This window comes from Eubacterium sp. CAG:161, from assembly GCF_000432355.1.
In the GTDB taxonomy this organism is placed as follows: domain Bacteria; phylum Bacillota; class Clostridia; order Lachnospirales; family Lachnospiraceae; genus Eubacterium_G; species Eubacterium_G segne.
In genome coordinates, this window is sequence record NZ_HF991855.1 from 64,434 (window position 1) to 80,679 (window position 16,246).

Genomic DNA, 16,246 nt, shown 5'->3' on the forward strand with positions numbered 1-16,246 from the left:
ACTGTTATTTGTTATCAATCTTTAATTTCCCGAGAGAATAAAAGTATTGCACACGCGATATAAATAATTGATATAACGATTTCTAAAAAATTCAGTGAAACAAAAGGTTTTGTATTTATTTCATATAATGATTTTATGCAAAATATCATAATCATTGCATATCCAATTAAGGTTAATAAGATATTTTTCTTGGATTTATTTTTCTTTTTAACAATAAAAAAAGAAAAAAATGTAAATGATAACATAAACAAAAGCAATGCTATATTAACAATTCCATACAAATTATAATAATCGATGAACCCTATAAAACCTGTATACCAGGTTCCAGATTCTGCCTGTCTGGCAATGGGAGTTGGAAAAAATGTTGATATTAATTTTATTAGTATAAGGAAAATAATCGAAATAGTCATTCCAAATCCAGGCAATATGAATTTGAGATGCCTTTTGATTGCAGTGGATTTTGTGCCTACATTTTTATTATTTGCAATCTTATTGTGTTCGTTGCTAAACTCCTCCTCAAATTGGTCTTCCTTATCATCATTCATAAGATAATCTAAAGAGCAATCAAAAAAATTGCTTATCTTTACTAAATTATTAATATCCGGTAGGGTTCCCAGTTCCCATTTTGAGATGGCTTGTCTGGATACACATAACTCAGAAGCTAGTTGCTCTTGCGACAAGTTATTATCCTTTCTTAATTTTTGCAATTTACTAGAAAACGTCATTATTTATATCTCCTCTCCTTCTTGTTTTTTGTATAGCACAATAACTCAAACTACCAAATTGCTTAAAAAGTGAGCACCCCCTATCTCGCAATCTATAAATTTTGATATGAGTAAATGTACAGTTACAAATTTTAGTGAAAAAATGAAAATCCTCAACCATTTAAAGTTGGAATTTGCGCAACTCATAGTAGCATCTTGCCTATTTTAGGCGTTTCTCTTGTATTTTTCGTATGTAAATTCTATACATTTGCAATTTATAATATCATAAATATTAGGAGAGGTTCAAATTATTTTGAAGCATTTACCTTCGAGAGTATCTCTTAATTTTTTATCTGAAGTGTAAAAAATTAAAAAAATTTTGCAAGAATTTCTGTACGTTGTAAAACAAGAGAAGATAGAGAAAGTAAGAAAGTATATTGATTAGTGGCAAAAAATAAACCAAATTGAAGATAATAAAAATAACTTAATGAAATAAGAGATAACTTATGTTATAATATCCTCGTGGCAACACTATGGCAACACGAAATCAGAAGGATAATACAAATAATATAATATAGGTAAATTAACAGATAAAAGCACACGAAACCTAAACAAATATGTTTAAGTTAAACTTAATACAAGCCGAGTTTGAATAAGCTACAAGCCATGCAAGGCTGAAAAAAGGAAAGTTAAAGAGGACATTTATGTACTCGGAAACTTTCCTTTTTTCGGTCTTATACGGCACTAGCCGTCAGTGAGATGAAGCAAAGCGGAATTGAGCTGAGCATGGCGTAGAGAAACTGTAGGAGCATATATGCTCACTAACAGTTGGCTTTTATTTTTTGCGTAAGTGGCGACAGCCACTCATGAGCAAGAAGCGAAGCGAATGAATCGGCGTTGAAATTGTGTGTATAATAAAGAAATATTTAAAAAATATAAAGTAAAATCAAAGACAAAAATACAAAATAAAAAATGAATGTAAATAAATAAGAGTAAAAAATGAAAATAACTTTACAAATAATAACGGATGTGTTAGCATTTAAATATGAATAATGAATACAAGGAGCGGAAATTAATATGAGTAATATTCAAACTTTATATGATATGCAAAGTAATGTTGGAGCAAAACTAGAAATATTAATGAAAAAAAATAATATTACTAAAGCAGAATTGTGTAGAAAGACAGGAGTATCAAGACCTACTATTGACAAAATGTTGTCAGGCATGGTTACAAATATCTCGAATTATGAGAAACATCTAAATAAAATAACAGAAACTTTGCATATAACACAGGATATGTTAATGGAATCTGAAAAGATAAATAATACAAGAATCATTCGTGAAATAATGAAAAAATCAAAAAAAGAAATATCTAATATTACAGGCATTAGCGAAAGTAGATTAGACGATATAGAGGCAGGCAAAGAAGGAACTTTGGCAGAGATGAGAGATATCGCAATAAGTTTGAGTACAAGTGTCAATGTAATTCAAGGAGAGAATTTTTTTCCACCTCAAATTGCAGAATGGGGAATATTTATAGATAAGGAGAATAGAGATACAGAAATCAGTAGTTTTTGGGGAAATATAGGAATTTTGCCCGTTAATTCAGATAAATATCAATGGTTTACAATAACTGAAAGAGCCAAATTAGATATTGATGTAAACATAAATAATAAATTTATGGTAGTTCCATGCATGAACAATAAGTTGCTATTTCTCAACATGGAGAATATTAAGAGAATAGTTTTATTGGATGAGGCTTGTGGGCTACCATCGCAGATAGATAAGAATTGCGTTTTGGATGAAGGAGAAATTCCATTAGTGGTATATGAAGCTCTATCAGATTATCTGTTTGAAAAGGATGAAAAGAAAATTTCCAAAAAATTAAAAAAAATTATTCATAATTATATGAATGTTAATAAGTGGTTGGAAGAGGATATTATTGATCAAATAAATGGGATAACCATTTTTTATAATGATGGTATAGTTGAAACTGACAGACTAGAGATGGATAATCAGGACGATATTTTAGATTTGATTTTTAATGCATATATATATGGTGATGATGGATATTATGATAGAGCATTTAGTTATACAGGTGAGGACCAAGTACAGAACAGATTACTTATCAACCAAATATCAATGTTACAATTACCATTAATAGAAATTGAAAATAATATAAATGATAGGTATTATGAGGAGTTATATGGTTTAAATTAAATACATTAGAAGTTAGATAAGAGGAATATGTAATAATGCACTGGAAGGAAATACTATGACGCTATAACACAATATACAAGAATAATTGAAATGAATAGTGAAAAAATAATTTCAAATGATTGCAATAGAGAAACATGCATATATTAGACCAGTTTTTTGCACATAAAAAGCGCTGTATACGCTAACTGATAATCAAACTGTAGATATTGATGAATACAAAAAAGTTTATTGAGCTTGCAAAAATATTATGGTAGTTTAAATATTAGAAGATTTAGGTTGCATATTTAAAACATTGATGCTGATTCTTGATATAAACTATCATTAAGAAAATTGCTATAATGAAGATATTTGGAAAATATAAATGAAGTGCTTGGTTGTTTTGAAAGGGATGTAAAGGAGAATATATGGATGAGATAGGAGACACAAATTATAAGTTTAATTCCAAAGAAATTGAAAATATCTGGGATATATTTTTTTGCTTAGCAGATTCAACATTTTCGTCTGTAGATATGTCTTATGGGAAAAAAGGACCCTATATGCTGTCGGGTGAAACAATGACATCAATATGTAAAACTATTGAGAATATCGATTTTTGTTTTCATAGAGATGCCTATTCGGATGCGTATACCTTAGTACGGAAGTATAGAGATGATTTAATGCAATATTTATTTGTATTGAATGTTATACAGAACAAACATGGTTTAACGGATAAAGAAACAGAAAAATTCACTATAAATTCGGAATCTATGATGAAAATGATAGAGTTAGATGTGGCTATATTGGTTTCAGGTGAAAGAAAAACAGATGCAGAATTAGCTATGGAAAAATGGATTTATAATGTGTTAGAAAGTTCGGAAAATGAGAAGGACAGAAAACAATTTTTTGATACATCAAAATACAAATCATATTTGGTAAGTAATAATGAAAGGGTCAAATATATTTTTGAAAATTTTCTTACAGATAAGTGGTTGAGAGAAGATAGAAAGTTAAATAATTATGTTCATGCAAATGGCATTAGATTTGTAATGGATAATTATATATATCAGGACAAGAAGGAAAATAAAGATAGAGAGTTTATAGAGACAATTCAAAATATTACAGATATATTTTTGAGTTTGTTGTCAGTTATAGATAGCATTAAATTTCATTCGTCAAATTATCTTGATGCTTTAGAAATGGGTGTGAAACCACAGGAGGGAAGTCAATATTGGGTATGTTCAATAATTGTTGAATATATGAATGATAGGTTTGATAAGAAACTATTACAGTATATTCAGAATAATGAAGGAAATGGTATGCAATTTATGGCAGAATATTATAATCAATAAAAGATAGGAGGCATAGATATTGATATATACAGAAAATGAATTGAAAAAGAAAATATATAAAATGATTGAGGATTTTGAAAGTGAGATTGTAGAGTTTAAGGAGGCAACGAGCAATTATTCATTTAATGATATTGGAAAATATTTTTCTGCTTTGGGGAATGAGGCAAATATAAGAGGTCTTAACGAAGCATGGTTGATTTTTGGAATAACAAATGATAAGCAGATTAAAGGTACTAATTATAGAAAAGATGGAAATCTTCAATCTCTGAAAAAAGAAATAACTAACGGAACGAATGAAAAACTCACTTTTTATGATATATACTGCATCGAAATGGAAGGTAAGAGAGTTATTGCATTTCAGATTCCACCAGCAATTCCAGGTATAGTTACTACATGGCATGGAGCTTCTTTTGCAAGAGAAGATGAGTCCTTAGTGCCACTGCCTATGAATAAGATTGATTTGATAAGGAGTCAGGTTGGAAGAGATTGGTCAAAGGAAATTGTATCGGAAGCAACTATTGATGATTTGGATCCAGAAGCAATTGCATATGCTAGGAAAATGTTTATGAGGCGGGAGGAAAACAGAACCGGAGCACCAGATATAATAGAGAAGCTATCAGACGTAGAAGTGCTTAATAAAGCTGGACTTACATTTAAAGGACAGATGACAAGAACTGCATTAATTTTGCTTGGAAGAAAAGAATCAAGCTTCTATTTTGATGGTTTTGTTCCGAGAATTACATGGACGTTGTATAATGCTGATAAATCGGTAAAGGCATATGAGCATTTTGATATGCCCTTGTTGTTGGCTGTTGATAAAGTATATGGCAAGATTAGAAATGAAAAATATAGATATATTGCAGACCAGACAACGTTGTTCCCAGAAGAAGTGGATCAATATAATCCTAATTTGGTAAAGGAAATAATTAACAATTGCATAGCTCATTCTGATTATAGATTGCGCGGGAAAATAAATGTTGAAGAGTATGAAGATCATCTAGTTTTCATTAATGAAGGTGCATTTATTCCGGAGACAGTAGAACAGGCATTGGAGCCGGGATATAAACCTCCATATTACAGAAATGCATTCTTGTGCAATGCTATGGTGAATATGTATATGATAGATACTAATTCAATGGGAATCCCAATGATATATGAGATACAGAAAGATAAATGTTTCCCGTTACCAACATTTGATTTAGATACTCCTAACAGAGTTGTTGTAACAGTGTATGGAAAAGTGCTAGATTCTAATTATACAAGATTGCTACATGCTAACGGTGATTTGGATTTGAGAACTGTATTTCTTTTAGATCAGGTTCAGAAAAAGAAGACTATTTCCAAAGAAGACTTTAGTCAACTTAAGTCAAGGAATTTAGTCGAGGGAAGATATCCAAATATTTTTGTTTCATATAAGGTGGCAAAGGTTGTTGGAGAAAAGGCTAATTATGTACGACAAAAAGGATTAGATGAGGAAGTGTCTATGCAGTTTATAGTGTCTACATTAAAACTTGGACCAGCTAAGAAAGCAGATCTTTTGGCGGTGCTGAAAGACACTTTACCTGATGTATTAACTGAACAACAAAAATCAAGAAAATTATCAAACCTTTTACAAAAAATGAAGAAAAATGGAATTATTGGTGTGCGTGGGATTGCAATAAATTCAGAGTGGTATCTCTTGACTAAGGACTAAAAATGTACTTTTTTTAGTCAAGGATAGTCAAGAATTTAGTCGAGGACAAAACCTTGCCGAGATAAAATTTATAAGACGGTTTTATTTATTATGAACTTAAGTTAATGCTTTGAGTTTTATTTCAAGTTATTTTCGATTTTACAGGAGAGGCAATTTTGATGAGAATAATTAGACACATTGCTACTATAAAAAATGAAAAAGTGTTTCTATTGAACTAAACATAATTGATTGGGGAAATGGCAAAGAACAATATGATATAAGAAAGTGGAAAGGAAATGAACCTATGAAAGTTGACTTGTAAAAGTAAAGGGCATGTGGAACTTAAAATTTCAATTTAGGGGAGATTGAAGGCAGATAAACATAGTTGTTAAATATAGAGTTTGAGTGATATAATTATTTTATAGATAAGGTTTAGGAGATTGATTGCTATAAGTTAGTAGTATAGGAATCGATAAATAAATTTTTTATATATGAAATAAAAGGAGGACGACAAAATGGATAAACTTAAATTAGAACTTGAAAATTGTTATGGCATTCAAAAATTGAATACTACTTTCGATTATTCGAATAATAATGTGACTGTAATATATGCACCAAACGGTACTATGAAATCGTCGTTGGCTAAAACATTTAAAGCTATTCGTGATAGTAAGCCTGTTGAGGAGAAGGTGTTTGGTCTTGAAAGTAAATGTAATATTACTGATGAGACGGGAATGCAAATATCTGGGGATAGTATAATTGTAATAAATCCATTTGAAGAAAATGCATTTGAAAATCAAGGGCTATTAATGGCAAACAATGAATTGCGTAAGAAATATTTGTTAATTCATAAATCGATTGATGATAAGAAGAATAGTTTATATGAACAGGTAAAGAAGAAATTGAAGTATTCTTCAAGAAGTGGTTTTGATGTAAGAGCTATGATGTTAAAAGATTGGAACTTTTTACCAAAGGACGAATATGAATGCTTAGAAGAAATACTTAATCTTTTGCATGATTCATCAATGCAATGTGCATTAAAAGAAGATGAACTTGACTATAATGCATTGTTCAATGATAAAGTCTATGCATTAATTACTTCGGGAGAAACCACTGAGCTGATTGGTGAGTACGAAAAGAAATACAATGAATTGGTTGATAAATCTTTATATATGCAAAGAGGAATAATAGACCACAATAATTACGGAAATATAAGTAACGTATTGGAAAATAATGGATTTTTTATTGCTAAAAATGAAGTAAAACTAAATGCAAAAGATGGAAGTAGTAGTGTTGTTGTTAAGTCTCAAAAAGAATTAGATGATCTTGTAAAGAAAGAAAAGGAACAGGTACTTAACACAAAAGAAATTAAAAATTTGTTTGAAAAAATTAACAAAGCAATAAGTAAGAATAAGGACACCCAAGCGTTCAATGTTTTTTTGCAAAACCATCCAGATATTATTGGGGAATATGAAAACATAGATAATTTTAAAAGAAAAGTATGGATCAAAGCATTTGCATTATATGAATCGGAGCTTCGGGAATTATTAGAAGATTATGAAAAAGCACAAGATGATTTGAAAAATCTACGAAGTGAAGCAAAAAGTGAAACTACTGATTGGAAAAAAGCCTTAGATTTATTTAAAGAACGCTTTTATGTTCCGTTTAGTATAGAACCTTCAAATCAAGAGGATGTTATTTTAAAAGAGGAATTGCCTAGTTTCAAATATATTTTTTCGGATAATCGTGGAGAAAAAGAAATTACAAAAGATAATCTGATTGAGATTCTTAGTATGGGAGAAAAGAGAGCATATTACATTTTGAATATGATTTTTCAAATTTTAGTATCTAAAAAGAATGGAAAAGAGAGAATCCTTATATTAGATGATATTTCAGAGTCATTTGACTATAAAAATAAATATGCAATAATAGAGTATATTAGTGACATAGCAAAATATATCGATATGGATGGGAATAAATTGTTTAAAGTTTTATTGCTCACACATAATTTTGACTTTTATAGAGCTGTAGCTTCAAGAATAACCAAACCAAGAAATTCGTATATTGCTTTTTTGAGTGATGGAGAAATCAAGTTAGAAAAAGGCCAGTATACAAAGAATATTTTTTCTAAGTATAAAGAACGTTTGATAAAAAAATATAGTGATAATATTATGGTTGCATCTATCCCATTTGTTCGTAATTTAATTGAATATACAGAAGATGACAATAATACTGATTATTTATTACTTACGAGTGTTGTGCATTATAAGGCTGATACGCAAACAATAACATTAAAGCAAATTCAGGATGTATTTAATCGATATTGGTGTAAAAATGAAAATGTCACATTTGCTGTAGGTCGTGAAAATGTATCAATTTATGAAGTTATTATAGAAGAGGCGGATAAAATAGTTGATGTTGAAAAACTAGAGATAGAGAATAAGCTTATTCTTTCAATGGCAATTAGATTAAAAGCCGAGTTGTATATGAAAGATAAAATTTTGGCTGATATTGCGAACGGAAACGATATTATGAATGATATTTATTCAAAGAAGAATCAAAGCGCAAGGTTAATCCAAGCATATAAGCAATACATTAATGATGACGCAATGAATACATTAGAATTGGTTGCTATGATTACGCCAGAAAATATTCACATAAATTCATTTATGTTTGAACCAATTTTGGATATGTCAATAAAGCAATTATATGATTTGTATCAAAATGTTAAGGCACTAAATGTGGTATCATAAAATAAAAGCCAACTGTGGGAGTGTATATGCTTACTATCAGTTGGCTTTGGTATTAATATAATAAACATAATAAGAATTTTTAGAAAACTTTAAATGAAAAAGTAACTGCACGAACATATTGACACCAAATTTTTTAAACCTTAAATGGGGTGAAAATTGAGCTTTAAATGGTGTATAATAATAAAAAAGTTATTGTTTTGCTATATTTTCGTGCATAGTTAATAAGCGGCATAACATTAGTTTTGATAAAATAACTGCAACCCCGCTTCTTTAAAAGATATGGGAGTCTTTGTTTGATCAATTAAAATGTTAATTAACGCTTAAGTAGCTTTGGACTCAAAGTAACTTCATCGGGTGGAATAGGTGAAAGTTGTAGCAAAGACAATAACTTTTTCCCGTCTTTGGAGTCCATTAAATGAAAAGGTGTTTTGTTATCTAAATTTTCACGAAGAACACTGTTTATATGACAACAGATTAACGTTACGTCAGCAACAGTGAGGGGTGAAAAACTAACACCTTTAGGAAGTATTCTTCGTATTAAACGATGGTTGTTTTCGACCTGTGTTTTTTGCCACGAAGCTTGAGAAGCACAAAAGAATACACGAGTTCTGGAAAGCCCTGTTCTTGTGTGTTCAAGTGCTTGAGGATTTTTGAATTCAACGCCGTTATCGGTCAAGATAACAGGAAATAATCTCTTGAATAGAGACACTCCAAGAATCTCAGTTAAGGAATCAAAAATCTGAATTACACTATCCTGAGTTCCATCGTTCATTAGAAAGATAAGCATAAAACTTGTCCTTCTAAAAATCATAGTAAGAAATACTTTTCCCTTATTACGACCACCCTTTACAGTATCCATTTCTACAACAGGTAGATCTGGGTTTGCTTCCATGAAGGATTTGAAATCTTCATAGGTGCGACCTTGTCTATATTGGTATTCAAGCTTGGTAAGAACCTTTTTAGGCCTACGTTGCCTGTAAACAACCTTTTTAGGAAGGTCAATATTACGAACATTAAAAACACCCTGGTCAATGTAATTATAGAGAGTTCTCTCTGATATACCTAATTCATCTAAGTGCGTAGCACAAATGTGATTTAGAGATTGACCTTTAGCAATAAGAGGTTCAATTATATCAGCAATTGCTCTTAATTCAGATGGAGTTTTTCTGACACCGGAATGAGCATTGCGAATGCTTTTGTGATGAGCAGCATCAGCCCTGTGAGCTGTATAGTAAGCCTTGTTACGTTTACATTGTTTAAGCATAGAACAATTAGTGCAGACATAAGGAGGTTTATCTAAAAGAGGACATTGAGAAGATTCATAAGAAGCGCAAATATTTGTGCATATACGATCTTCAGGACATCGATTACAACGATATCCATAACATCCATGTACTCCAACATCATCGCAGATATAATTCTTTAGGCAAGAGTTTTTGTGAGTATAATCATTCTCGCCAGGGAGAGAAATTCTATCAACAAAGCATCGATATTTAATTACTTCTCTAGAAATGGTAGAAGCTGAACGTTCAAGATTTCTACCAATAGAGGCAAAAGAGTAGTCTTTACTAATCATACGTTCAATAATTATTCGTTCAGATAAGGATAATTGTTTTGGCATAAAAGCCTCCTTTCTGATCAAACAAAGACTACTTAAAATATACACTTTTGCAAAGGTAACTGCTAGTTTGCAAAAGTAGTAGCATGGAAAAACTAGCAGTTTAAATTGCAATTAAATCGAAAAAATAGCAAAATCGAGTCCTGAAAAAGGGACAGTGAATGTGAGAAAATGGATTCATAAAAGGAAAAAGAAAGGAGGCTATGGAATTATGTAGTTGTTGTCAGGTTGAATAATTCCTCATTACAGGATATTAAATTTGTATGGTTATAAATAAATATAATATGATAAAATAAGATATAAAATTGTTCGGATAAATAGTAGGGAGGGGTAATATGAGAGCAAGTTATATAGATGCTGCATTTAAGTTACATATGCCAACATATGAAGTTACTAATAATCGAGTTAGGGTAGATTTCAAATTTGAACGCCAAATTGGAAATAAAGAAAAGATAATATTCTATAAGGCTATTATTACAGATAGAGTAAATGTTTCACATATAAGTATAAATTATCATGTATATGAAAATGGAAAAAGATATCACTATGATTGGTGTGAATTTGAGGATGAAAAGAGAAAAATATTTGTTAATAACTCAGTTTTAAAATTAGTGTTTTTTTCTAATGTAGGAGAAAGAACAGAGGTATCTTTTAAAATAATAGCGCAAGATAAATGTATGTTATTAGATGTTTCTAAATTTTCCATGACAGAAGAGGAAAAAAATATATACATAGACACGATAAGAAAAGAAAACAAAAAAGTATATGAATTAGAAAATAAAAAAGTTGAATTTGAACAAAACGACAAGAATTCAAATAATGATATAAAACCAATGAGTGTTCCAGGTATAGAAAAGTACATGGGAGCTATGAGAACAGAAAAACTTTTTCTAATGCATGAGGGAGGAAGAAAGTATAAGGTTACAAATGGTAAATTAATATCTAAGGATAAAGGTATTTATTCGTACATATTTGATTTAGAAGCAGAACTTCATATAGCAGATGATTCACCTATTAAAATAGAGATAGGAATACAAACAGCAAGTGGGACAGTCCTTATGTGTGAGGACTTCCAAATTATTATTCAAATAGAAAATAATATTGGAAATAGAATAGGAAGTGCTGTTATAAGTGTTGAACCATGGAAATTATTAGAGGCATTAGAAAAAAGAATACAATATGGAATTGGTATAAACAAAAGTAAAATGGCAGCCAGATTATTTAACGAAGGCCCATCTATGTCAACAACTGATTCGGAAGATAATATACCTAAAGGACAAGAGGAGGTAATTAAAAAGGCAATATCTGAACCGATTTGCATTGTTTGGGGACCTCCGGGAACAGGAAAAACACATACTATGTCAGAAATTGCTATTAAATTTCAACAGGAAGGAAAGTCTGTTTTAATTGTTTCACATAGTAATGTTTCTGTTGATGGTGTAGCAAAGAAAATTGATGAACTGTTAAGGAAAAAAGGAAAAGAGGATATTCTTAAAGAAGGAAAGGTTCTGCGATATGGATATGTGAGGGATGAAGAATTAAATAAAAATTCATATGTTAATTCATTTTATTATACTGTTGCAAAGAGTCCGGTTATGAATGGAAAATTAGATAATTTACAGGAAGAGTATGACAACATTAAGCATACAAAGGGTTTAGGGTCACAAAGAATTATAGAAATTAGAAAAGAAATAACAAAAATTCGTGGACAAATAAGGGAGCAAGAACAAATATATGTAAGTGAAGCTTCTATAGTGGCAACAACTATTTCAAAGATAATGGTAGATAAAACTTTTCAAGATAAGAAATATGATGTGGTAATGTTTGATGAAGTGAGTATGGCGTATGTGCTTCAAGTAGTTTGTGCAGCTACTTTTGCCAAAGAACATTTAATATGTGTAGGTGATTTTATGCAATTGGCACCAATAGCACAATCGAGAGAAAAAAAGATTTTGTGCGAGGATTTATTTTCATTTTTGAAGATAAATCAGAATGGAAAGATATTTTACCACCCATGGCTTGTTATGCTTGATGAACAAAGAAGAATGCAACCTAGAATAGCTAATTTTGCAAATAAATACATATATCATAATTTACTTAAAAATCATCTATCTACCTATACAAGTAGAGAAAAAATTGTTGAATCAGAATTGTTTAAGGGACAAGCAATCAATTTGATAGATTTAACAGGGTGTTATTGTGCAGCTTCGAAAAATGCAGATAATTCAAGATTTAATATTTTAAGTGCAATAATTTCGTTTTCAGCAGCTATAAAAACCGAAAAGAATGATAATAATGTTAGTGTTATAACACCGTATGCTGCTCAAACAAGATTAATTAGAGCATTAATATTAGATTATAGAAAAGAAAATGAGACAAATATTAGATGTGCAACAGTGCATCAATTCCAAGGCTCTGAAAGTGATGTAATATATTTTGATGCTGTTGAAAGTTATCCAGCAAAGAAACCGGGATGGCTTATGGGAAAAGATTTTAATTCGATATTAAGATTGATAAATGTTGCAGTTACAAGAGCTCGTGGAAAATTAGTAACTGTAGCAGATTATAGATTTTGGGATAATAATTTTAAAGGGACAAATCATACATTTTATAAATTGCTAAGTTATTTAAAAAATAATGGTAATATTATTGAGCATAAGGATGGAACATTAGAAAAGATGATTGATAATTTATCTGTAGATGGTGGACCAAAGTTTTATGTTGATTGCAATCAATATATAAATAAACTTCTAACTGATCTTTTAAACGCAAAAGGTAAAATTGTTGTTTCATTACCAACAGGTTCGTTTGATTTAGAATATGAAGATGAAATATATAGACAAATAAAGAAAGCAAAAATAAAAGGAATTAGGGTATTAATTAAATGTAATAATTATGCAAATCTTCCAGAAAAATGGAAAGAATATACTTGGGGAACGGATAATGCAACTTTTCCAATTATTATGATTGATGATTATATTACTTGGTACGGTGCACCTTTTGCAAAATGGAGCTTTAGCAACTTAAGTAGAGAATATAACACAGTATGTAAGATAGCATGTAGAATAAAAGGCGAACATACAGCAGAAATGATTAATTCTCTTTCAGATTTGGAATATAAAAAAACAAAAGGTGGAAAATCAATTCTTGAGCCAAGACCAGAAACAACGGAAGCAAATACCAATGGTCTAACTGGACTTTCAGCATATGTAGAACAGAATATGAAATGTCCAACGTGTAAAAAGCCGTTAATAATGTCAAAAGGAAAAAGTGGTAAGACTATATTGTGGTGTAAAGAGTGTAAAAAAACAGAATTATTACGACCTGATGATATAAATCGTTATATGAATATTGGCAATGTGAAATGTCCGCAACATAATTGCTATATGGAAGCAAAATTGGGCAAGTATGGACTTTATATAAGGTGTGAAGCTGGGCATTATCTTAAACCTGAGGAAATATAAAGTGTATATATTAAGTTATAAAATCATATTAGTAAAATTTATATAGCGCATAAATTTATACAATATTGTTTCATAAAAAATAGGGCTTTATACCTAAAAGCTCTATTTTTTATATAAATAAGCAAAAACAGAACGTAGTTTCGAAAAAATAGCGGAATCGAGTCCTGAAAAAGGGACAGTGAATGTGAGAAAATGGAGTCATAAAAGGAAAAATAGCAGCTATAAAGGAGGAAAAAAAGATGGCAGATAAGATTTATTTTACAATTACAGGAACAGGATTTTTTGAAGGTGACGAATTTTTTGAAAAGGATATGGAAGTGTTTCTTGAGAAAGAACCGGACAACAAATATGACCACGAAGCAATTCTTGTAAAAATGCCGGGAATTGGAAAAGTTGGGCATGTGGCAAATAGTTGTAGTACAGTCGTTGGCGAGTCATATAGTGCAGGACGAATTTATGACAAAATTGGCGACACAGCAGTTGGAAAAGTGCTTTACAAAATGCCAAGAGGAATTCTGTGTGAATTAGTAAAACCAGTAGATGAAATTAAATTTTAAAGAAGTTATTGGAATTAGAATTATTGTGTAGCTGAAATGGAAAATGACAGTACAAATAATGAAATAATGTATAAATAAGGAGGCAAATATAACAATGCAAAAGTTGTATAAAATAGCCACTTATAATATAATTAATAAATATTTACAATGTGATAAAAATGAATAAATAATTATTTGATTTACTAAAAATATAGGAGGACTAAAATGGCAGAAGGAAAAGATTTGTTGCAGGTTTTGTGGAGCGGAGCAGATGTATTAAGAGGTAAGATGGATGCAAATGAATACAAAACTTATTTATTAGGATTGGTATTTTATAAGTATTTATCAGATTCATATTTATCAAAAGTATATGATTTATTAAACGATGAAACACCAGATGATTTAGAAGAAGCACAGGAAGTTTATGAGGATGTAATGAATAGTGAAGATGCCGAAGAACTATTGGCAGAATTGAAAGAATCATTACGTTATACATTGGACCCTGATATGACATATGTAAGCATATTGAAAGATGCTAAAAACAATTCTTTCAACAGAGAAAAATTACAGTCAGCATTTAATAGAATTCAGGAATCAGACGAATTATTTAATGGATTATTTGCAGATGTTGATTTGTATTCAAACAGGCTTGGAACCGGAGACCAAAAACAGAGTGCAACAATAGCAGAAGTGATAAAAGTGTTAGATGGTGCAGATTTAATACATACAGAAGGCGATGTGCTAGGAAATGCATATGAATACTTAATAGGACAGTTTGCTTCTGAAACAGGAAAAAAGGCAGGGGAATTCTATACTCCACATGGTCCGGCACAGATACTATGTCGAATTGCAATGACAGGACAGGAAGATAAAAAAGGATTACAGGTATATGACCCTTGTATGGGTTCAGGATCATTAATGCTGAGCTGCAAAAATTATGCAAAAGAACCGGATTATATAAAATACTATGGACAGGAACTTATGCCATCAACTTATAATTTGGCAAGAATGAATATGTTTTTGCATGGAGTTTTGCCGGAAAATCAGCACTTAAGAAATGCTGATACATTAGATGCAGACTGGCCAACTGATGAAGAAACAGAATTTGATGTAGTTACAATGAATCCACCGTATTCTGCAAAATGGTCTGCAGCAGAAGGATTTAAACAAGATGAAAGATTTATGGATTATGGTGGAAAGCTTGCACCAAAATCAAAAGCAGATTATGCATTCTTATTACACGGATTTTATCATTTAAAACAGACAGGAACAATGGCGATTGTTTTACCACATGGAGTTTTATTTAGAGGAGCAGCAGAAGGAAAAATAAGAGAAACACTTTTGAAAAATGGTTCTATATATGCGGTAATTGGCTTGCCATCAAATATGTTTTATAATACTTCAATTCCAACATGTATTGTAGTATTGAAAAAGCATCGTGATGGACGAGATGTGTTGTTTATAGATGCATCAAATTTGTATGAAAAAGAGAAAAAGCAGAATGTTATGAAAGAAGAACATATTGATCGTGTTCTTGAATTATATAATAACAGAGAAAGTGTAGAGAAAGAAGCATACCTTGCATCTTATGAAGACATTGTGAAAAATGATTATAACTTGAATATACCACGATATGTAGATACTTCAGAAGAAGAACCAGAGATTGATTTAAAAGCACTTACGCTGAGAATAAGAGATACAGATAAAGAAATAAAAGAGGGTAATAATATGCTGTTAAGTATGTTAAAAGACCTAAATTTTGATAGCGATGAAACTAGAGAATCAGTAGAAGAATTCATAAAAGTCTTAGAGGAGGTGTAAAATATGGCAGATATACCAAAAATAAGATTTAAAGGATTTACTGATCCTTGGGAACAGCGTAAGTTGGGAGAACTATCTTCATCTTTTGAATATGGACTTAACGTAGCAGCTAAAGAGTATGATGGTGAAA

Annotated in this window: 9 protein-coding genes; 7 read left to right on the forward strand and 2 right to left on the reverse strand. The window is 30.5% G+C overall.

Annotation, left to right across the window (positions count from 1 at the left end; genetic code table 11):
* Nucleotides 1-14: 14 nt before the first annotated feature.
* Complete coding sequence (locus Q5O30_RS03230) at nucleotides 15-725, reverse strand: helix-turn-helix domain-containing protein (protein WP_021952321.1); 711 nt, start codon at nucleotides 723-725, stop codon at nucleotides 15-17.
* Nucleotides 726-1,781: 1,056 nt separating this feature from the next.
* On the opposite strand from Q5O30_RS03230, the gene Q5O30_RS03235 reads away from it, so the two are divergent.
* From Q5O30_RS03235 to Q5O30_RS03250, 4 genes are all read left to right on the forward strand, one after another.
* Nucleotides 1,782-2,924 carry a helix-turn-helix transcriptional regulator gene (locus tag Q5O30_RS03235; protein WP_021952322.1) on the forward strand — a complete coding sequence of 381 codons (1,143 nt, stop codon included), beginning with the start codon at nucleotides 1,782-1,784 and terminating at the stop codon, nucleotides 2,922-2,924.
* A 404-nt stretch (nucleotides 2,925-3,328) separates the two neighbouring features.
* The gene (locus tag Q5O30_RS03240; RefSeq protein ID WP_021952323.1) at nucleotides 3,329-4,252 is read left to right on the forward strand and encodes a hypothetical protein; all 924 of its coding nucleotides are present in this window, start codon (nucleotides 3,329-3,331) and stop codon (nucleotides 4,250-4,252) included.
* A gap of 19 nt (nucleotides 4,253-4,271) precedes the next feature.
* A complete protein-coding gene (locus Q5O30_RS03245; protein WP_021952324.1) occupies nucleotides 4,272-5,945 on the forward strand; it encodes an RNA-binding domain-containing protein in 1,674 nt (557 codons plus the stop codon).
* Nucleotides 5,946-6,439: 494 nt separating this feature from the next.
* Complete coding sequence (locus Q5O30_RS03250) at nucleotides 6,440-8,677, forward strand: hypothetical protein (protein WP_021952325.1); 2,238 nt, start codon at nucleotides 6,440-6,442, stop codon at nucleotides 8,675-8,677.
* Between the two features lie 313 nt (nucleotides 8,678-8,990).
* On the opposite strand, the gene Q5O30_RS03255 is transcribed toward Q5O30_RS03250, so the two are convergent.
* A complete protein-coding gene (locus tag Q5O30_RS03255; RefSeq protein WP_021952326.1) occupies nucleotides 8,991-10,298 on the reverse strand; it encodes an IS30 family transposase in 1,308 nt (435 codons plus the stop codon).
* A 332-nt stretch (nucleotides 10,299-10,630) separates the two neighbouring features.
* Here Q5O30_RS03255 and Q5O30_RS03260 point away from each other — a divergent pair, with 332 nt between their 5' ends.
* The 3 genes from Q5O30_RS03260 (at nucleotide 10,631) to Q5O30_RS03270 (ending at nucleotide 16,116) form a co-directional block, all read left to right on the forward strand.
* Nucleotides 10,631-13,759, forward strand: coding sequence for an AAA domain-containing protein (locus Q5O30_RS03260; RefSeq protein ID WP_021952327.1), 3,129 nt, complete (start codon nucleotides 10,631-10,633; stop codon nucleotides 13,757-13,759).
* A 239-nt stretch (nucleotides 13,760-13,998) separates the two neighbouring features.
* Nucleotides 13,999-14,316 (forward strand): HIRAN domain-containing protein, encoded by a 318-nt coding sequence (locus Q5O30_RS03265; RefSeq protein WP_021952328.1) that lies wholly within the window; start codon nucleotides 13,999-14,001, stop codon nucleotides 14,314-14,316.
* A 204-nt stretch (nucleotides 14,317-14,520) separates the two neighbouring features.
* Nucleotides 14,521-16,116, forward strand: coding sequence for a type I restriction-modification system subunit M (locus Q5O30_RS03270; RefSeq protein WP_021952329.1), 1,596 nt, complete (start codon nucleotides 14,521-14,523; stop codon nucleotides 16,114-16,116).
* The last annotated feature ends 130 nt before the right edge of the window (nucleotides 16,117-16,246 follow it).

Excerpts from the sequence above, each read along its gene's own strand:
- Q5O30_RS03230 (WP_021952321.1), bottom strand. The coding sequence starts at position 725 with ATGACGTTTTCTAGTAAATTGCAAAAATTAAGAAAGGATAATAACTTG.
- Q5O30_RS03235 (WP_021952322.1), top strand. The coding sequence starts at position 1,782 with ATGAGTAATATTCAAACTTTATATGATATGCAAAGTAATGTTGGAGCA.
- Q5O30_RS03240 (WP_021952323.1), top strand. The coding sequence starts at position 3,329 with ATGGATGAGATAGGAGACACAAATTATAAGTTTAATTCCAAAGAAATT.
- Q5O30_RS03250 (WP_021952325.1), top strand. The coding sequence starts at position 6,440 with ATGGATAAACTTAAATTAGAACTTGAAAATTGTTATGGCATTCAAAAA.
- Q5O30_RS03255 (WP_021952326.1), bottom strand. The coding sequence starts at position 10,298 with ATGCCAAAACAATTATCCTTATCTGAACGAATAATTATTGAACGTATG.
- Q5O30_RS03260 (WP_021952327.1), top strand. The coding sequence starts at position 10,631 with ATGAGAGCAAGTTATATAGATGCTGCATTTAAGTTACATATGCCAACA.
- Q5O30_RS03265 (WP_021952328.1), top strand. The coding sequence starts at position 13,999 with ATGGCAGATAAGATTTATTTTACAATTACAGGAACAGGATTTTTTGAA.
- Q5O30_RS03270 (WP_021952329.1), top strand. The coding sequence starts at position 14,521 with ATGGCAGAAGGAAAAGATTTGTTGCAGGTTTTGTGGAGCGGAGCAGAT.